Below are 18,926 nucleotides of genomic sequence, written 5' to 3' on the forward strand. Positions count from 1 at the left end.
GCTACCATCGCCCGGTGACCCCGCCCCGCACCCCCGCTGCCCCGCTGACCGTCGCCACCGTCCAGGCCACGCCGACTCCCGGCGACGTCGCCGGCAACGCGGTCGCCGCCGCCGATTTGGTCCGCCGGGCCGGTGGGCAGGGCGCCCGGGTGGCCGTCCTGCCGGAGCTGTACCTCTGCGCGTACCACCCGCCGACCCTCGCCGCCGATCCGGCCGGCACCGACGTCACGGTCGATGCGGCCGGGGCGGTCGCCGACCCCCGGCTCGATCCGCTGCGCGCGGCGGCGCGCGAGGCCGGCGTCACCGTCGTCGTCGGCGCCGCGGCCCGGCACGCGGACGGCCGGCGGACCATCGCCGCGCTGGTGGTCGACCGGGCCGGTGTGGTCCGCGTCGGGTACGACAAGCAGCAGCTGTGGGGCGGTGAACGCGACCTCTTCAGCCCCGGTGGGCGGGGCGCCACGCTGCTCGTCGACGACTGGCGGCTCGGGCTGGGCATCTGCTACGACGGCTGCTTCCCCGAGCACGGCCGCGCCGCTGCCCTCGACGGCGCGCACGGTTACCTGTGCCCCAGCGGCTACCTGGCCGGCTCCGAGCACCGCCGGGACCTGTACTACGCCGCGCGCGCTCTGGACAACACGATGTTCGTGGTCTTCGCCAACGCGGTCGGGGGCGTCGACCCGTGGCGCTTCAACGGAGGCGCGGCGATCTACGACCCGCAGGGGCGGGCGTTGGCCCGGGGCGCCGACGAGGGCACGGCGGTGCTGGTGGCCACGCTGGATCCGGCCACGCTCGCCGCCACCCGCGCGGCCCATTCGATGCTCGCCGATCGACTGCCGGACCAGGGCGGCCAGCGGGTGTCGATGTCCGGTTGAGCCCACCGTCAGGTCGACACCCGCCGGCCCTGTTGGCGGACACGTCGGTCCCGTAGGGTGCCCGAGTGCCACTGCTCCTGCTGGACCTGGACAACACCCTGTTGGATCGGGCTGGGCCGTTCCGCCGCTGGGGTGTGCGCTTCCTGGACGGCATCGGAGCGCCCCCCGCCGACATCGACTGGCTGGTCTCGATCGACGCCGACGGGTTGACCGACCGCTGGGATCTGGCCGACGCCATCCGGGACCGCTACGAGCTGCGCATTCCCTCGATCGATCTGGTGGAGGAGCTGCACGACGGGGTGGTGGCGCAGACCCGGCTCGATCCGCTGACCGCATGCGCCCTGCGGATCGCCGACGACGCCGGCTGGGTGCCGGTGGTGGTCTGCAACGGCACGGTACGCGTGGAGGACGCCAAGATCCGCCAGACCGGCCTGGACCGCTACGTCGCCGACTGGGTGATTTCCGAGGAGGCCGGGGTCAGTAAGCCGAACCCGCGGATCTTCGCGCTCGCCGCGCAGCGGGTCCGGATGCCGCTGCGCGGCGCCTGGGTGATCGGCGACGGCCCGGAGGCGGACATCGGCGGCGCCGCCGCGGTCGGACTGCCCAGCGTCTGGCTGCACCGGGGGCGTACCTGGTCGGACACCCGGTTCGCGCCGAGCCGATCCGTGGACGGGCTGATCGCCGCGGTCGCCATCGTGCTCGGCGGCTGACGGGCCGCCCGCGCGTCGCCGCCCGTGCCGCTCGCGGTGGGGTTTCGGTAATTCGGTTGACCGGCTGCCGTGGCGACGGCGAGCATGGTCGACGCATCGTGCACCCGGGCGTGCGCCCGGTCGAGGAGAGGGGGTCGGTCATGGCCGTCTTCGCAGGTCGCTTCCAGCTGCCTTCATCAGCCTCGACCAAGGGAACCTCACCACAGTGCGCGATCATGACCTTCCGGCGCTGGAGCGCCGGACCCGCGGCAAGAGTCGTTTCGACGACGACGAGCCGCAGTTTCTGAAGCGCGGGCGGCCCACTGAGCCGCCCGCCGACCCGGACGGCGAACCTGACCCGGACACCGGCGACCACTGGTCGACCTGGGACGACGCCGTGCACGGCCCGCAGCCGTACCCGGACTGGCTGGTCACCGAGCTGGCCGCCAAGGACACCGAGCTGGGTGTTCTCAAGACCGGCAAGGAGGCGGACGTGCACCTGGTCCGTCGGGCGGTGCCCGACACGGACCGGTCCTGCCTGCTGGCGGTCAAGCGCTACCGGGACGCCGAGCACCGGCTGTTCCATCGGGACGCCGGCTACCTGGAGGGCCGGCGGGTGCGCCGGTCCCGCGAGAACCGGGCGATGGCCGGCCGGACGGCCTTCGGCCGGCAGATGATCGCCGGGCAGTGGGCAGCGGCCGAGTTCACCGCCCTGGCCCGGCTCTGGGAGATCGGCGCCGGCCACGACCGGATCGCCGTGCCGTACCCGGTGCAGCTGCGGGGCACCGAGTTGATGTTGGAGTTCGTCGGCGACGCCGAGTCGGGGCAGGCCGCGCCCCGGCTGGCCCAGCTGCGGCCCGGTCCGGCCGAGCTCCGCGACCTGTGGGGCCAGCTGGTGGAGGCGCTGCGGGTGCTGGCCCGGGCCGGCTACGCGCACGGCGACCTGTCGCCGTACAACCTGCTCGTGCACGACGGCCGGCTGGTCGTGATCGACCTGCCGCAGGTGGTCGACGTGGTGGCGAACCCGCAGGGGCCCGAGTTCCTGGCCCGGGACGTGCGCGTGGTCGGCACCTGGTTCGTGGCCCGGGGGTTGGCCGCCGAGCAGGTCGATCCCGCCGCGCTGACCGGGGAGCTGCTGCGTGAGGCGGGCGTTCGCTGACCGGGACGGGTCGGGCGGCCCCACCGGCCGCCCGACCCTCCGCGCCGGTCACTGCAGGTAGCGCTCCACCTCGGGCTTGGGGCGTTCGCCCTGGGAATCCGGGTCGCCGTGGGTCTGCCGGGCGGCCCGCCGGCGGCGCAGCAGGTCCCAGCACTGGTCGAGGGACTCCTCCAGGTTGCGCAGCCGCTCGCTGGCCTCGCCTTCGGTGCCCGACTCGTGGGCCTGAGCCGCCGCACGCAGCTTGTGTTCCTCGTCGACCAGTTCGGAGATCCGGTTCAGGATGGTCTTGTCGTCCATGACAAGAGCCTGGCACAGGGTGCCGGGTGTCGCCCGGATTCGGTCGTTCCGCCGGGTCGGCGCGCATGGCGCGGGTGACGAGTGACGCGGTCCCGGGCCGAGCCGGCGCGTCCCTGGGCAGGCCCGCTCGAGGGGCGGCGAGTGAGTGATGTTCGTCACTATCGAGCGCCTCGGATGCCGGCTGGTCGTCGCGACCACCGCTACCTGCGGGATCTGTGGCACGCGCACTTCCCGCGGATTGAATCCTGCGGAGGCGCGATCCTTGCGCATGAAAATTTCACGTACTGCGCCTAGAGAAAGGTGACCGAGCGATGGCATGCTCCACGAACACCTAACTCCGCATAGTCGTTCCGCGACGCAGAGCATCCACAAGGGAGTGTCGGTTCTCGTGGCAGCACCTCGGACAGTGCCGGTTCAGCCGCGACGGGCGGGCTCGGTCCCGCTGCGCCATGTGGTGCCCAATCTGTTCCGCGATCCGGCCCGCACCCTGGTCGAGTTGGGCGAGCGGTCGCAGGGCGAGGTGGTAAAGCTCAGCCTCGGCGCGTTCCGGCCCTACCTGATAACGCGACCGGAGCACCTGCAGCGGGTTCTGCGCGAGAAGTCCGACAACTACGTCCGCGCCGGCGACGGTCTCCAGTGGCGTCCGCTGAAGCGGTTGTTCGGCGACGGCATCCTCAGTGACGGCGATTACTGGAAGAACAGCCGCCACGTGCTCCAGCCGCTGTTCACCGCTCGGCGGGTCGACTCGCTGGTCGACCGGCTGGCCGAGGCGATCGAGGAAGTGGTCGACGAACTGGACGAGCCGGCCCGCGCCGGCCAACCCGTCGACATGGGCACCGTGCAGGCCCGGATCGTCTGCTCGGCGATCATGCGGGTCTTCTTCGCCGACAAGATCTCGGTGCCGCAGGCGATGCGCATCATGGAGGCGCAGGACGCGATCGCCTGGTCGGTGATGCCGCGGCTGGTGGTGCCGTGGGCGCCGTTGGCCATGCCGATGCCCGGCGACCGCGCGTTCCGTCGGGCAGTTCGACTCATCGACGACACTGTGCTCCCGATCGTCCGCGCCGCCCGGGGAACGGCCGAGACCGATGGCGACGACATCATCGCCACGCTGTGGCGGGGCCGCACGGAGGCTGGCGGCCGGCTCGACGAGCGGCAGGTCCGTGACGACACCGTCTCCATGGTCGCCACCACCACCGAGACCACGATCAGCGTACTGACCTGGCTCTGGCCGCACATCGCTCAGGACGAACAGATCGCCGAGCGACTGTACGAGGAGATCGACCGGGTGGTCGGCGACGCGCCGGTCCGGCGCGAGCACCTGCGCGAGCTGCGTTACACCCGGCAGGTGCTCGACGAACTGCTGCGACTCTATCCGATCGGCTGGCTCTTCCCGCGCCGCGCCTTGGAAGCCGACGTGATCGGCGGCGTACGCATCGAGGCCGGCGCCACTCTCGTGGTCAGCCCGCTGATCACCCACCGGATGTCCGCGTTCTGGGACCGGCCCGAGGTCTTCGACCCCGACCGCTTCGACCCCGAGCAGGTCCGCAACCGGCACCGGTACGCGCACTTCCCGTTCGGCGGCGGCCCACACCAGTGCATCGGCATGCATCTGTTCTACCTGGAGGCGATGCTGATCGTGGCCACCGTCCTGAGCCGGTTCCGGTTCCGCCTGGAGCGGCAGGCTCTGCCCGGTATCAAGGTGGCCGCCGCGCTGCGGCCCCTCGAGCGTGTCGAGGTGACCCTACAGCCGGTACGGAGTGTCTCCGCATGACCGCTGGGCTCGCGTCGCTGCCGGGTACCGGTGGCGACCAGATGGCGCTGGCCGCGGAGCAGGGCCGGATCTGTGCCCTCGCCGCAAAGGGCCAACGTGACCTGGCCGAACGTGCTGCGGCGTACCCCGATCTCTTCCCGGCGCGACCGTTCGACCCGGCGCTGTTCGGCAACGTCGCGATGGCGATCGCATTCGGGGCGCCCTGGTGTGACCTTGCCCAGTTGCGCGTCACGAACCGGGCCGTGCTGTGGGGCTTCGCGGTCGACTGGCTCGTCGACCACGAGGCGCGTACCCGTGACGAGATCGACCGATTGGCGGCGGGCTGCCTCGCCGTGGCGGAGGGCGGGAAACCGGCGGAGGACGACTCTCTCGGCCGTTTTCTCGCCGAATTGCACGACGAACTGGCCGCCGTGCCGGCGTACGCGACCCACGGGGCGGTATGGCGGAACGAGTTGCGGACGATGCTCGACGCCATGGCGCGAGAGTGGGACTGGAAGCAGACCGCCAGCACCGGCGTGCTGCCCACCCTGGACGAGTACCTGGCCAACGCGGCGAACCTGGCCTGCACGGTGGTCAACGTCGTGCACTGGATCCACTCCGGCGATCCCGCGACGCTGACCCACCTCGACGCGCTCGTCGCGGCCAGTGACCAGGTGCAGCGGATCCTCCGACTCGTCAACGACCTCGCGACCTACGAACGCGACCAGCGGTGGGGCGACCTCAACGCGTTGATGTTGGTGCCGGAGCGGGCCGACATCGAGCGCCAGATCACCGGCCTGGTGGCGTACGCCCGCGAGCTGCTCGACCCGCTGCGCACAAGCTGCCCGGTGCAGGCCGACTACCTCGCCCGCCAGATCGGCTTCAGCACCGGCTTCTACCGGTCGACCGACTTCTGGGGCGTGCTGTGACCACCTCACCAGCCGCCGCCGATGCCGGGGACGAGTCCGACGTGGCCGCATCGGCCCGGGAGTTGCTCGCCGCCATGGTGCTCGAGCCTGCGGGCCGGGTCACCCCGTCGGTGTACGAGACCGGCCGGGTCGTCGCGGACGCGCCGTGGCTCACCGGGCATGACCGGCGGCTGCGGTATCTGCTGGGCGAACAGCGTTCCGATGGCGGGTGGGGTGGCGCCAGCGGCTACGCCGTGGTGCCGACGGTGAGCGCGGTGGAGGCGCTGCTCGGCACACTGCGGGGCACCCAGGGCTCCTCTCGGCCCGAGCTGGCCGCCGCGGCGAGCCGCGGGCTGGGCGTGCTCGCCGACTGGCTCGGAAGGGGCACGCCGCTCCCAGACACGCCGGCGGCCGACCTCATCGTGGCGGCCCTGGTGCAGCGGATCAACGACCACCTCACCTTCTTTGCCGCACGCCCCGGTCGGGGGTTTGTCGACGGGGTCCGCGCCCTGCCCGGCGTGGACCGACGGCGGCTCGACGCGGTACACGCGCTGGTGGGCGCCGGACATCCGGTGCCGCAGAAGCTGCTGCACGCCTTCGAGGTGCTCGGACCGGTCGCGCGCCGGCACGGCGGCGTGTCCCCGGTCGCCGGGGCCGTCGGTGCCTCGCCGGCGGCCACCGCCGCCTGGATCGGCGACCCGGCGACGCCCGGCGCGGACCCGGAGGCGCTGGCCTACCTGGGGGCGGCTGTCGGTCTCCTCGACGGACCGGTGCCCTGCTGTACGCCGATCACGGTGTTCGAGCGGGCTTGGGCGCTGAGCAGTCTGGCCCGAGTGGGGGTGCCGGTCCGGCCCGCGCCGAAGCTCATCGCCGAGTTGGCCGCCGCGCTCGGGCCGCATGGCACGCCGACCGGGCCAGGACTACCGGCCGACGCGGACACCACCTCGGTCGCTCTCTATGCTCTCGCCCGCCTCGGTCACCCGGTGGATCCGGCGAGCCTGCTCCACTTCGACCTCGGCAGCCACTTCTGCACCTGGCGGGGGGAGGACGGGCGGTCGGTCACCACGAACGCGCACGTGCTGGAGGCGCTCGGCTGGCACGCCCGTCACACGTCGGCGGCCGCGAGCCGCTACGGCGGCCGTGCGGCGGCGCTGGCCGGGTGGCTGGGCGACGAGCAGCAGCCCGACGGCTCCTGGGTGGACCGCTGGCACGCTTCGCCCTACTACGCCACCTCGTGCGTCGTGGCAGCCCTCGACCGGTACGCCCCGGCCGGGATCGCCGGATCGGCGGTGGATCGCGCCGTCGACTGGTTGGTCGCCACCCAACGGGCGGACGGGGCGTGGGGACGCTGGGCGGGCACCGTGGAGGAGACCGCGTACGCCCTGCACGTGCTGCTGGGGGTCCATCGACCGGCCCGGCCGGGCGTACGGGAGGCGATCGGTCGCGGGTTGCGTCACCTGACCGAGGTAGACGATCACCACGATCATCCTCCATTGTGGCATGACAAAGATCTCTACACACCTGTGCTGATCGTCCGTGCGGCCATTCTCGCGGTCCGGCACTTGGCCCTGACCAGATCCGACCTGGTCAACGAGATGGACAGGGCCCCGCTCCGGCCACGTACGGTGGTCTCATGATCAGCAGCGCTTGAGCGCGGCCCCGGACGCTGCTAGCGTGCGCCGGGTCGATGCGTGCACTCCGCACTTCTGACTGATCAATCACACAGGTCGCGCCAGGGACGGTGTAATGGGTTCCCGCAGTACGAATCTGCGTACCAAGGTCGTTGCTCTACTGGTCTCACTCGTGGCGCTCTGGGGCTTTACGGCCTGGGTCACCGTCCGGGACGGGGTCAACCTGCTCGGCGTGCAGACCCTGGACACGAAGGTCTTCGATCCCACCGAGCCGCTGCTGTTGCAGTTGCAGTTGGAGCGTCGGACGTCGCTGACCTACCTCGGTCGACCCGACGACGCGCAGCGCGCCACGCTGGCGCAGATGCGGCAGCGCACCGACCAGTTGGCGGCGAAGTTTACGAAGTCCACCGAGAACTGGCAGGTCGACGCGCTGGGCAGCGACACCCTCGACCAGCGGATCAAGGCTCTCATCACCGGGCTGAACGACCTGGACAAGACCCGTACGGCGGTCGACGACCGGAGCATCGACCGGGCCGGGGCCATCGCGACCTTCACCGGAGTGATCGAGTCGATCTACCGGGTGTACGACGCGCTCGGCAACCTCGACGACGAGCAGGTCGCCGAGGACACCGCCGCGCTGATCGGCCTCAACCGGTCCCGGGAGCTGCTGTCCCAGGAGGACGCGCTGCTGGCCGGCGTGCTGGCCGCCGGGCGCATCACTACGGCCGAGCGGGCGGAGTTCACCCGGATCGTCGGCGCCCGACAGTTCGTCGCCGCCTCGGCACTGGTCCGGCTCCCCGGCACCGACCAGCGCCGCTACGAGACGATGTCGACGGGCGACACCTTCAGCCGGCTGACCGCCCTGGAGACCCAGGTGATGCAGGGCGGTGGTGCCGGCCGGCCGGCCGTGACCGCGACGGAGTGGACCGACACCATTGCTCCGGCGCTGACCGAGATCAGTGACGTCGTGCTGGCCGGTGGCGACGGCGTGGTCGACCGGGCGACCCCGGTCGCCATCGGCGTCGTCGTCCGGTTGGCGCTGGCCACCGGCCTCGGTCTGCTCGCCGTCATCGCCTCGATCGTCGTGTCCATCACCACCGCCCGCTCCCTGGTACGGCAGCTGGAACGGTTGCGTGGCGCGGCCTTCCGCCTGGCCAACGAGCGGCTGCCCAGCGTGGTCGAACGGCTCGGTCGCGGCGAGGAGGTCGACGTGGCCACCGAGGCGCCACCCCTGGAGTTCGGCACCGACGAGATCGGCCAGGTCGGCAAGGCGTTCAACGCGGTCCAGGAGACCGCTTTGCGCACCGCCGTCGAGCAGGCCGACCTGCGCCGCAACGTCCGCGAGGTCTTCCTCAGCCTGGCCCGGCGTACCCAGGCGCTGGTGCACCGCCAGCTCACCCTGCTGGACGCGATGGAGCGGCGCGAACAGGACGCGGAGGAACTCGAGGACCTGTTCCGGGTCGACCACCTGGCCACCCGGATGCGGCGCAACGCGGAAAACCTGATCGTGCTCTCCGGCTCCACCCCGGGCCGGGCCTGGCGGCGCAACGTGCCGATGGTCGACGTGGTGCGCGGCGCGGTGGCCGAGGTGGAGGACTACACCCGGGTCAACGTGCTGCCGCTCGGGCCGGTCTCGCTGGCCGGCCGCGCGGTCGGCGACATCATCCACCTGCTCGCCGAGCTGATCGAGAACGGCCTGTCGTTCTCCCCGCCGCACACCACGGTGGAGGTTCGTGGCCAACTGGTGGCCAACGGGTTCGCCATCGAGATCGAGGACCGGGGCCTCGGCATGAGCGAGGAGGACCTGGCCGCGGCGAACCACCGGATCGTCGACCAGTCCGAGCTGAACCTCGCCAACGCCGCCCGCCTCGGCCTCTACGTGGTGAGCCGGCTGACCGAGCGGCACGGCGTGCGGGTCCGGCTCAAGGAGTCGGCGTACGGCGGCACCACCGCCGTCGTGCTGATCCCACTGGAGCTGGTCACCGAGAACGGCGCTGCCCCGGAGGACTCCGGCGCGATGCGGGCCGGGTCACCGGCCATCCCGCTGGCCCCGTCGTCGACCGGAGGTCCCGCCGACAGCGGTCGCCCGAGCCTCCTCGCGCTGGCCGCGCCACCGGCGGCAGCGGGTACGACGGCGCCGGACGTACCGGATCTGGTGACCCCGACCGCCCCGGCGGCGGTTCCGGCCGACGCGCCGGCGACGACCGACACCACCAGCCCGACGGCGCAGACCGACGCGACCGATGTGGACGCCGCTCTGCCCACCCGCCAGCGGACGACGCCCGCTACCGGGTTGTCGGAGCTGCCCAGCCGGGCCCGGCGCACGCTGGGCCAGCCGGCCCTGGAGGGCCCGACGGTGCCCACCGGCCTGCCCGCCTTCGACCGTGCCGGACCAGCGGACAGCACCAGCGTCGGCGAGCCGGGCGCGGACGGCGGGCCACTGCCCGCCCAGGCCGAGGCGGACCGGACGGACTCGGGCCTGCCGGTGCGGGTCCGGCAGGCGAGCATCGTGCCCGAGCTGCGCGACGACCCGGCGGCGACGGAGACCGACGAGGAGGACGTGGCGCGCCCGCCCGAGCAGGTGCGCCGGATGATGAGCTCCTACCAGAGCGGCACGCGGCGAGGTCGGACCGACGCGGCACGACTGCTCGACGGCGCTTCCGGCGCCCCGCCAGCGGAGACGTCCGAGCCGACCGACGAGGACCCGCGCACCACCTGATCGGACGCCGGCAATGCGGGTTTCCGCGCGGCGTGATGGTCAGCCCCAGACGAGCACGGCGACAACAGCCGGGGGAGAAGAGGACGACGAGTGGCCCAGAAGACGGCTTCGAGTGCCGACCTGACGTGGTTGCTGGATGATCTTGTGGGCCGGGTGAAGCAGGCCGAGCATGCGGTCGCGCTCTCCACCGACGGGCTGTTGATGGCCTCCTCGCAGGGGCTGAGCCGGGACGACGGTGAGCACCTCGCGGCGATGGCGGCCGGCATCCAGAGCCTGGCCCGGGGCGCCGGCAAGCGCTTCGGTGGCGGGCAGGTGCAGCAGACCATCATCGAGATGCAATCGTCGTTCCTGTTCGTCACCGCGGCCGGGCGCAACGCCTGCCTGGCGGTGCTGGCCAGCGAGGACACCGATGTCGGCCTGATCGCCTACGAGATGGCGATGCTGGTCACCAGGGTCGGCAAGTACGTTGCCTCCCCATCCCGCGGCGCCGACCAGCCGGCCGGCGAGAAGTAGCGGCCATGAGGGTGCAGGGAGAGTCCGCGGACCATCAGTGGGTGGATGACCATGCGGGCCCGGTGGTCCGCCCGTACGCGGTGACGCGCGGGCGCGCCCGCCCGGTCACCGGCACGTTCGACCTGATCTCCCTGGTCACCGCGACCCGAGGCGACGTCACACCGGAGGTCGGCCTCGGTCCGGAGCACCTGGCGATCGTCGGACTGTGCCAACGAATACAGTCCGTCGCCGAGATCGCCGCCCATCTCGACCTGCCGGTGGGCACCATCCGGGTGCTCCTCGGCGACCTGGCGGCCCGCAGCCTGGTGCAGGTCCGCGAACCACAGACCACGGCCGGTCTTCCCGACAACAGCATCTTCGAGGCGGTAATCAATGGACTACGGGCACTCTGACCGGCCGGCGGGAGCGACCCCACTGCCCACCGCGATCAAGATCCTGGTCGCCGGTGGCTTCGGCGTCGGCAAGACCACCATGGTTGGCGCGGTGAGCGAGACCCGGCCGTTGCGCACCGAGGAGGTGCTGACCGAGTCCGGGGTCGGCATCGACGACCTGTCCGGGGTGGAGGAGAAGACCACCACCACCGTGGCGATGGACTTCGGTCGGATCACCATCAGTGACGACCTGGTGCTCTACCTGTTCGGCACGCCGGGGCAGGACCGGTTCTGGTTCGTCTGGGACGAGCTGGCGCTGGGCGCGATCGGCGCGGTGGTGCTGGCGGACACCCGCCGGCTGGCCGACTGCTTCCCGTCGATCGACTACTTCGAGGGCCGGGGCACCCCGTTCGTGGTCGCGGTGAACTGCTTCGAGGGGGCCCGGCAGTATCGGCTCGACGAGGTGCAGTCCGCGCTGAACCTGGACCCGGGGGTCCCGGTGCTGCTCTGCGACGCCCGTCAGCGCGCGTCCAGCAAGGAGGTGCTCGTCACGTTGATGGAGCACGCCATGAAGACCCGGGAGGCCCGACGCCGCGCCGCCGGCGCGAACTGACCGACAACCCGCGAGGTTTTCCGGCACCCGGTGTCCGGAACGGCCGCGGCCGATCGTCATGCTGGCGATACCCGGACACACCAGGGAGCGCCAGATGAAGTACATGATGTTTGTCTGCACCGACGCCGAGCCGGACACCGACCCGACCGACGTACCCGACATCCACGCGTGGGTGGCCGAGAACGACGCCCGTGGCCGCCGTCTCCAGGGCGACGCGCTGGCGCCGAGCACCGCGGCCACCACGGTCCGGGTGCGCGGCGGCGAACTGCTCATCTCCGACGGGCCGTTCGCCGAGACCACGGAGGTGATCGTGGGCTTCGACCTGCTCGACTGCGCCGACCTTGACGAGGCGATCGAGGTGGCGCGGGCCCACCCGATGGCCCGGCACGGACGACTGGAACTGCGCCCCTTCGTGGGCCTGCCCGGCTGATCGGGTGACCCGCACCGAAACGCCGGCCGGTGAGCGGCACGAAAGCGCCGGCCGGGCGATCGGCACGGGTGCGGCTGCGGCGGCGGAGGCCGTCGCGGCCGCCGGCGCCGAGGCGTACCCACGGATCGTCGCGACCCTGATCCGGGTGACCGGGGACTGGGCGTTGGCAGAGGACTGCGCCCAGGAGGCGCTGACCGTCGCCCTGGAGCGCTGGCCCGGTGACGGCGTGCCGGCCAACCCGGGCGGCTGGCTGATGACGGTGGCCCGCAACCGGGCGATCGACGTGCTGCGCCGGGCCGCCGTGGAGCGCCGCAAGCTGCACGACCTGGCGGTGCTCGCGCCGGCGGACGCGGAGCCCGCGCCCGGGGCGTGGGAGGACGTGGTGGACGACCGACTACGGCTGATCTTCACCTGCTGCCACCCGGCGCTGGCGCCGGAGGCGCGGGTGGCGTTGACGCTGCGTACCGTCTGCGGGGTGTCGACCGCCGACATCGCCCGGCTCTTCCTGGTCACCGAGTCGACGATGACCCGGCGGTTGACCCGGGCCCGGACCCGGATCAAGGAGGCCGGCATCCCGTACCGGGTGCCGGCCGGGCCGGCGCTCGCCGAACGGCTGCCCGGTGTGCTGGCCGTGCTGTACCTGCTCTTCACCCGCGGCTACGTCGCCGACGGCGAACCGGCCTTCGCCGACGAGGCGATCCGGCTGGCCCGGCTGCTCGACCGGCTGATGCCGGGGCAGTCCGAGGTGGCCGCCCTGCTCGCGTTGTTCCTGTTCCAGCACTCGCGCGCCGACGCCCGCCGCGACGCCGCCGGCTACCTGCTGACCCTGGAGCGGCAGGACCGCGGCCGGTGGGACCGGGCCGCCATCACCGAGGGACTGGATGCGCTGGCGCGGGTACACCACGACGGGCCGTACGCGTGGCAGGCCCGGATCGCGGCCCTGCCACGCCACCGCCGCGTCCGCCGAGGCCACCGACTGGCCGGCGATCGCCCGGGCCTACGACAGCCTGGCCGGCGATCGGCCCTCGCCGGTGGTCGGGTTGAACCGGGCCGTGGCGCACGGCTACGCGTACGGGCCGGCGGCCGGGTTGGCGCTGCTCGGCGCGGCCCGCGCCGGGGGCGCGTTGGACGGCTACCCGCTCGCCGTCGCGGTGGAGGCGGACTTGGTGGCCCGGCAGGGCGACCGGGTCCGCGCCGCCACCCTGTTCCGGAGGGCCGCGGCCGAGGTGACATCCGCCGCCGAGCGCCGCGCCCTGCTCGACCGTGCCGCCGACCTCGCCTCGTAGCCGGGTGGTACGCGCACCCCGGGCCGGCGGGATCGGCAGGTCCTCCTCGCAGAGGGGATTCGTGAGAGGATCCCGCGCATGATCGACCTGAATGTGCGGCCGATGTCCCGCGCGGAATTCGACCGGTGGCAGACCGACGTCGTCGCCGCCTACGCGCAGGACCACGTCGAGGCCGGCACCTGGACGGCCGACGAGGCTCTGCGCCGCTCCGAGGAAGCCAACAGAGCCCTGCTGCCACAGGGGATGGCCACGCCCGGCATGATCTTCCTGCTCGGCGTGCTGGCCGACGGCACACCGGTCGGACGCCTGTGGATCGGGCTGACGCATCCGCGCGGCGTCGCGCACTGCGCCTACCTCTACGACATCGAGGTGGTCGCCGAGCGCCGCGGGCAGGGTCTGGGGCGGGCACTGCTCACGGCCGCCGAGCGGACGGCTCGCGAGGAGGGCGCCCACGCTCTCGAACTCAACGTGTTCGGATACAACACGACGGCGCTCAACCTGTACGACTCGTCGGGGTACCGGGTGACGACCCAGCAGATGCGCAAGAACCTCCGCACGTCGACCCGGCAGGAGCCGGACGCGGAAGCGGCGACCGAGGTGGGTGATCCTCGCGCAGGTGGATGACGCTGCGTCCGTGGGCTGCAACTGGCCGCGCCGCTCGCGACGCGTCCGGTCCGTCGTCAGTCCAGGAACTCGACGCCGGCGAGAGTGGCGGCGCGGTGCGCCGCGAGGCGCTCGGCCTGCTCGATGACGGCCCTGCGCCTGCTCTCGGGCAGCTTCTGCCAGGGCTGGACGGCGACTGTCATCCTGGCGCCCGACTTGCGGGGCCGCCAGGTGCCGACCAGCTCACCGTCGACCAGGACGGCGCCGGGGCGACCCAGCACCGGCCACAGCTCCTTGGCGCGCGCGGCATCGGGCACCAGCGTCGCCCGGTCTCTGGCCTGAAGGAAGAGGTCGAAGGGACCGAGCAGGCGGGTCACCGCCGCTGCGGCCGACGCCAGCGACTGCTCGTCGGCGGCCAGGAGCGAGCGCCTCTCGCCGTCGACCGTCACCTCGATCACGTCCTCGGGCCATCGTGCCTTGACTTCCCGGACCGGGGCATCGAGGTAGGTGGCCACGTGGCCGGGGGTGGCCGGACCCAGCAGCCGCAGGTACGCGCGCACGAGGTCGAACCGGTCGCCCGCGCCGGCCGCCGCACGGAACCCGGGGATGCGCCGCAGCACCGGCGGCGACGTGTCGCGCTGCAATTCCAACCCGGCGCGCACCGCGGCCAGCCGCAACGGCATCTCGAAGATGTGCGTGGCGTCGCAGGGGCGGCAGAACCGCAGGTACGGCCCGGGCAGCACCGCGCTCAGGCGGCCCGACACGTCGCCCTTGACCATCGGCTCGGTGACGGTGGCCCGCAGCTCGGCGGCCACTGTGTCGAGAGCCTCCAGGTTGGCGATGCCGGCCGCCCTCAACGGCTTGGCGGCGTCGTAGATGCGCTTGCCCGCGTCGGCGTCGGACCAGGGTGCGACCGCGGACGCCACCTCCCCCGCGTCAGCGCGGCGGTAGAGGTGGGGCGCGCCGCGCACGGTCCACAGCAGCACCAGGTCGGCCCCGGACGACGCCGCCCGGTCGACCCCGCGCAGCGCCAGCGCCCAGCCGCCGCCGTCGGGGCCGGTGTCCTGCACGCCGGCGTCGAGCACGGCGGTGTCCGCCAGCGTGCCGTGCGCCCGGGCGAGCTGCTGTGCCTGGACGCGGAACCTCATCACCTGACGCCGGTCGACCACCCCGACACCATAGGGGGTCACCCCGACAACGGGCAGCATGGCCGGCCAGGACGCCGCAGGGCCCCTCCCCGCCGAGGCGGGAAGAGGCCCTGGTGGACGCGGTACGTCAGTTGGCGATCATGCGGCGCAGCACGTACTGCAGGATGCCGCCGTGCCGGTAGTAGTCCGCCTCGCCCGGGGTGTCGATCCGGACCACCGCGTCGAACTCGACGCCGGTGTCGGTGGTGACCTTCACCGTGCGCGGGGTCTCGCCGTCGTTGAGCGCGGTCACCCCGGTGAAGGTGAACGTCTCGGTGCCGGTGAGGCCGAGCGACTCGGCGGTGGTGTCCACCGGGAACTGCAGCGGCAGCACGCCCATGCCGATCAGGTTGGAGCGGTGAATCCGCTCGTAGGACTCGGCGATGACCGCCCGGACGCCCAGCAGCATCGTGCCCTTGGCCGCCCAGTCCCGCGACGAGCCCGAGCCGTACTCCTTGCCGGCCAGCACGACCAGCGGGATGCCGGCCTCCTGATAGGCGACCGAGGCGTCGTAGATCGAGGTCTGCTCGCCGGTGAGGTGGTTGACGGTGAAGCCGCCCTCCACCCCGGGGACCAGCTGGTTGCGCAGCCGGATGTTGGCGAAGGTGCCCCGGATCATCACCTCGTGGTTGCCCCGGCGGGAGCCGTACGAGTTGAACTCGTGCCGCGGCACGCCGTGCTCGGCGAGGTAGTGACCGGCGGGGGAGTCGGCCTTGATCGAGCCGGCCGGCGAGATGTGGTCGGTGGTCACCGAGTCACCCAGCTTGGCCAGCACCCGGGCGTCGGCGATGTCGGTGACCGGGCTCGGCTCCTGCTGCATGCCCTCGAAGTACGGGGGCTTGCGCACGTAGGTGGAGTCGCCCGCCCAGGCGAAGGTGTCGCCGGTCGGGGTGGGCAGCGACTGCCAGCGCTCGTCGCCGGCGAAGACGTCGGCGTACGCGGCGCTGAACCCGGTGGCGCCGATCGCCTGGGCGATGACGTCCTGGATCTCGGCGCTGTTCGGCCAGATCTCACGCAGGAAGACCGGGTTGCCGTCGCTGTCCTCGCCGATCGGCTCGTTGGCCAGGTCGATGTCCATCGTGCCGGCGAGCGCGTACGCGACCACGAGAGGCGGGGACGCCAGGTAGTTCATCTTGACGTCCGGGTTGATCCGGCCCTCGAAGTTGCGGTTGCCGGAGAGCACCGAGACGACGGCGAGGTCCTTCTCGTTGACCGCCGCCGAGACCTCCTCGGGCAGCGGGCCCGAGTTGCCGATGCAGGTGGTGCAGCCGTACCCGACCAGGTTGAAGCCGAGCTTGTCCAGGTACGGAGTGAGGCCGGCCCGCTCGTAGTAGTCCATGACGACCTTGGAACCGGGCGCCAGGGTGGTCTTGACCCACGGCTTGCGGGTCAGGCCCTTCTCGACCGCGTTGCGGGCCAGCAGTGCGGCGCCGATCATCACCTGGGGGTTGGAGGTGTTGGTGCAGGAGGTGATCGCGGCGATCACGACGGCGCCGTGGTCCAACTCGTACTCGACGCCGTCGGCGCCGGTGACCCGGATCGGGTCGGTGGCCCGACCGCCGGAGCCGACGGCCGCGGTCTCCAAGTCGCGCGGCTCGTCGGCCGGGTCGCTGAACTCGTTGGCCGGCGGGTCGCTGGCCGGGAAGGACTCGGCGCTGGCCTCGTCGGCCGGGCCGTTGGCACCGCGCGGCAGTTCCTCACGGGGCACGCCCGGCTTGAGGTCACGCTCACCGACGGAGTCGTCGGCGACGTAGTCGGTCAGCGCCGAGCGGAACAGCGTCTTGGCGCTGCCCAGCGGCACCCGGTCCTGCGGGCGCTTCGGGCCGGCCAGCGAAGGCTCGATGGTGCTCAGGTCGAGCTCCAGGCGCTCGGAGTACTCCGGCTCCGCGTCCGGGTCGTGCCAGAGGCCCTGCTCCTTGGCGTACGCCTCGACGAGCGCGACCTGCTGCTCGTCGCGACCGGTCAGCTTCAGGTAGCGGACCGTCTCGGCGTCGATCGGGAAGATCGCCACGGTGGAGCCGTACTCGGGGGACATGTTGCCGATGGTGGCGCGGTTGGCCAGCGGCACGGCGCTGACGCCGGGGCCGTAGAACTCGACGAACTTGCCAACCACGCCGTGCTTGCGCAGCATCTCGGTGATGGTCAGCACCAGGTCGGTGGCGGTGGTGCCGGCCGGCATCTCGCCGTGCAGCTTGAAGCCCACCACGCGGGGGATCAGCATGCTGACCGGCTGACCGAGCATCGCGGCCTCGGCCTCGATGCCGCCGACGCCCCAGCCGAGCACGCCCAGGCCGTTGACCATCGTGGTGTGCGAGTCGGTGCCGACCACCGTGTCGGGGTACGCCTGGCCGTTGCGCTCCATGATGGTGCGGGCCAGGTACTCGATGTTGACCTGGTGCACGATGCCGGTGCCCGGCGGGACGACCTTGAACTCGTTGAACGCGGTCTGGCCCCAGCGCAGGAACTGGTAGCGCTCCTTGTTGCGCTCGTACTCCAGCTCGACGTTGCGCTCGAAGGCGTCCTCGCGGCCGAACAGGTCGGCGATGACGGAGTGGTCGATGACCAGCTCGGCCGGGGCGAGGGGGTTGACCTTGGTGGCGTCGCCGCCCAGGTCGCGCACCGCCTCGCGCATGGTGGCCAGGTCGACCACGCAGGGCACGCCGGTGAAGTCCTGCATCAGCACCCGCGCCGGGGTGAACTGGATCTCCACGCTCGGGGCGGCGGTGGAGTCCCACCCGCCGAGCTGGCGGATGTGGTCGGCGGTGATGTTCGCGCCGTCCTCGGTCCGCAGCAGGTTCTCCAGCAGGATCTTCAGGCTGTACGGCAGCCGGTCGTGGCCGTCCACCTTGTCGATCCTGAAAATCTCGTAGCTCGCGTCTCCGACGCGTAGCTGGGTCTTCGCACCGAAGGTGTCGAGGCTCGCCACGTCGTACTCCTTCACACCAGCGACCGTGAGTAGTCCTGAGCAGTGTGTCGCACCGGCCAGGGTGCCGCCGAGGTTAGGTGACACTTACCGCCGATTCCGCTCTCAACAAAACCGTACGTCCGTCTTGCTAGTTGCGCAACCCGACGTCGGGTCCGAGCGACCGGCCGACGGTAGGGTTCGAGGCCGGACGGGGAGGGGGTCGACGGTGTTCGACGTTCAGCACTGGCTCGTGTCGCTGCCGCCGATCGCGGTCTACCTGCTCGTCGGCGGGGTCATCGGCGTGGAGAGCATGGGTGTCCCACTGCCCGGCGAGATCGTCCTGGTCAGCTCCGCCCTGCTCGCCGCCACCGGTGTGGTGGAACCGGAGTGGGTCGCCACCGCCGCTGCCGCCGGAGCGATCATCGGAGACTCCGTCGGGTATGCGGTGGGCCGCCGGGGTGGCCGTCCGCTGCTGGCCCGGCTGGGCCGGCGCTTCCCCCGACATCTCGGCCCCGCACAGCTCGCCCGCGCCGAACAGAGCTTCGCCCGGTACGGGGTCTGGGCGGTCTTCTTCGGCCGGTTCGTGGCACTGCTGCGGATCCTGGCCGGGCCGCTCGCCGGGGCACTGCACGTGCCGTACCGGCGGTTCCTGCTGGCCAACGCGGCCGGTGGCCTGGTCTGGGCGTTCGGCACCACCTACCTGCTCTTCACCGTGGGCCGCGCGGCCGAGCACTGGCTCAAGGACATCTCCTGGGCCGGGCTGGCCCTCGCGGTGCTCGCCGGTCTCGCCAGCACGTGGTGGCTGCGCCGACGGGCCCACCGGTTCGAGGCGACCGAACCGACCCCGGACGCCGAGCCGATCCGCGCGGGCAGCGAACACTGACCCGGGCGCGACGAAAGGGCCGGACCCTGGTTGGGGTCCGGCCCTTGTCGTTGTTGGTGGTTGGGTCAGCTGGTGGCGTAGCCGCGGGTGGCGATCCAGTCGGCGAG

General features: G+C 72.1%; 16 protein-coding genes and 1 pseudogene. 14 read left to right on the plus strand and 3 right to left on the minus strand.

What is annotated here, in order from left to right; translation table 11 throughout:
- The first annotated feature begins 14 nt into the window (after positions 1–14).
- From ACWD5O_RS32060 to ACWD5O_RS32070, 3 genes are all read left to right on the plus strand, one after another.
- Positions 15–872, plus strand: coding sequence for a carbon-nitrogen hydrolase family protein (locus tag ACWD5O_RS32060; RefSeq protein WP_450087599.1), 858 nt, complete (start codon positions 15–17; stop codon positions 870–872).
- A 65-nt stretch (positions 873–937) separates the two neighbouring features.
- Positions 938–1,582, plus strand: a complete 645-nt coding sequence (locus tag ACWD5O_RS32065) for an HAD family hydrolase (protein ID WP_450005444.1) — start codon at positions 938–940, stop codon at positions 1,580–1,582.
- A gap of 205 nt (positions 1,583–1,787) precedes the next feature.
- On the plus strand, positions 1,788–2,720 hold the full coding sequence (locus ACWD5O_RS32070; RefSeq protein WP_354968127.1) for a serine protein kinase RIO: 933 nt from the start codon (positions 1,788–1,790) through the stop codon (positions 2,718–2,720).
- Between the two features lie 48 nt (positions 2,721–2,768).
- Here ACWD5O_RS32070 and ACWD5O_RS32075 read toward each other — a convergent pair whose 3' ends face one another.
- Positions 2,769–3,017: a DUF2630 family protein gene (locus ACWD5O_RS32075; RefSeq protein ID WP_328418721.1), complete on the minus strand. Its 249-nt coding sequence runs from the start codon at positions 3,015–3,017 to the stop codon at positions 2,769–2,771.
- A gap of 388 nt (positions 3,018–3,405) precedes the next feature.
- On the opposite strand from ACWD5O_RS32075, the gene ACWD5O_RS32080 reads away from it, so the two are divergent.
- The 10 genes and pseudogenes from ACWD5O_RS32080 to ACWD5O_RS32125 all read left to right on the plus strand — a co-directional run bounded on the left by ACWD5O_RS32080 (position 3,406) and on the right by ACWD5O_RS32125 (position 13,865).
- Positions 3,406–4,791, plus strand: coding sequence for a cytochrome P450 (locus ACWD5O_RS32080; RefSeq protein ID WP_450087600.1), 1,386 nt, complete (start codon positions 3,406–3,408; stop codon positions 4,789–4,791).
- Entirely contained in the window at positions 4,788–5,699 is a 912-nt protein-coding gene (locus tag ACWD5O_RS32085) for a terpene synthase family protein (RefSeq protein WP_354968125.1), read from the plus strand. The genes ACWD5O_RS32080 and ACWD5O_RS32085 overlap by 4 nt, the downstream gene beginning before the upstream one ends.
- Positions 5,696–7,315 (plus strand): prenyltransferase/squalene oxidase repeat-containing protein, encoded by a 1,620-nt coding sequence (locus ACWD5O_RS32090; RefSeq protein ID WP_354968124.1) that lies wholly within the window; start codon positions 5,696–5,698, stop codon positions 7,313–7,315. Before ACWD5O_RS32085 ends, ACWD5O_RS32090 begins: the two co-directional genes overlap by 4 nt.
- Before the next feature lie 109 nt (positions 7,316–7,424).
- Positions 7,425–10,028, plus strand: coding sequence for a sensor histidine kinase (locus ACWD5O_RS32095; protein ID WP_450087601.1), 2,604 nt, complete (start codon positions 7,425–7,427; stop codon positions 10,026–10,028).
- Between the two features lie 90 nt (positions 10,029–10,118).
- Positions 10,119–10,541: a roadblock/LC7 domain-containing protein gene (locus ACWD5O_RS32100; protein WP_354968122.1), complete on the plus strand. Its 423-nt coding sequence runs from the start codon at positions 10,119–10,121 to the stop codon at positions 10,539–10,541.
- A 5-nt stretch (positions 10,542–10,546) separates the two neighbouring features.
- Complete coding sequence (locus ACWD5O_RS32105) at positions 10,547–10,933, plus strand: DUF742 domain-containing protein (protein WP_450087602.1); 387 nt, start codon at positions 10,547–10,549, stop codon at positions 10,931–10,933.
- Complete coding sequence (locus ACWD5O_RS32110) at positions 10,914–11,525, plus strand: GTP-binding protein (protein WP_089019891.1); 612 nt, start codon at positions 10,914–10,916, stop codon at positions 11,523–11,525. The genes ACWD5O_RS32105 and ACWD5O_RS32110 overlap by 20 nt, the downstream gene beginning before the upstream one ends.
- A 94-nt stretch (positions 11,526–11,619) precedes the next feature.
- Positions 11,620–11,955 carry a YciI family protein gene (locus tag ACWD5O_RS32115; protein WP_450087603.1) on the plus strand — a complete coding sequence of 112 codons (336 nt, stop codon included), beginning with the start codon at positions 11,620–11,622 and terminating at the stop codon, positions 11,953–11,955.
- 58 nt (positions 11,956–12,013) lie between these two features.
- A pseudogene (locus ACWD5O_RS32120) lies at positions 12,014–13,241 on the plus strand (RNA polymerase sigma factor).
- A 78-nt stretch (positions 13,242–13,319) separates the two neighbouring features.
- Positions 13,320–13,865 (plus strand): GNAT family N-acetyltransferase, encoded by a 546-nt coding sequence (locus ACWD5O_RS32125; RefSeq protein WP_354968119.1) that lies wholly within the window; start codon positions 13,320–13,322, stop codon positions 13,863–13,865.
- Between the two features lie 56 nt (positions 13,866–13,921).
- Here the strand turns inward: ACWD5O_RS32125 and ACWD5O_RS32130 are convergent, their stop codons facing one another.
- On the minus strand, positions 13,922–15,013 hold the full coding sequence (locus ACWD5O_RS32130) for a winged helix DNA-binding domain-containing protein (protein ID WP_450087604.1): 1,092 nt from the start codon (positions 15,011–15,013) through the stop codon (positions 13,922–13,924).
- A 106-nt stretch (positions 15,014–15,119) separates the two neighbouring features.
- Positions 15,120–17,972 (minus strand): aconitate hydratase, encoded by a 2,853-nt coding sequence (locus tag ACWD5O_RS32135; RefSeq protein ID WP_450087605.1) that lies wholly within the window; start codon positions 17,970–17,972, stop codon positions 15,120–15,122.
- 190 nt (positions 17,973–18,162) lie between these two features.
- Between ACWD5O_RS32135 and ACWD5O_RS32140 the strand changes: the two genes are divergently transcribed.
- Positions 18,163–18,819: a DedA family protein gene (locus ACWD5O_RS32140; RefSeq protein WP_387330342.1), complete on the plus strand. Its 657-nt coding sequence runs from the start codon at positions 18,163–18,165 to the stop codon at positions 18,817–18,819.
- Positions 18,820–18,926 lie beyond the last annotated feature (107 nt).

Source organism: Micromonospora sp. NPDC005161 (assembly GCF_053599855.1).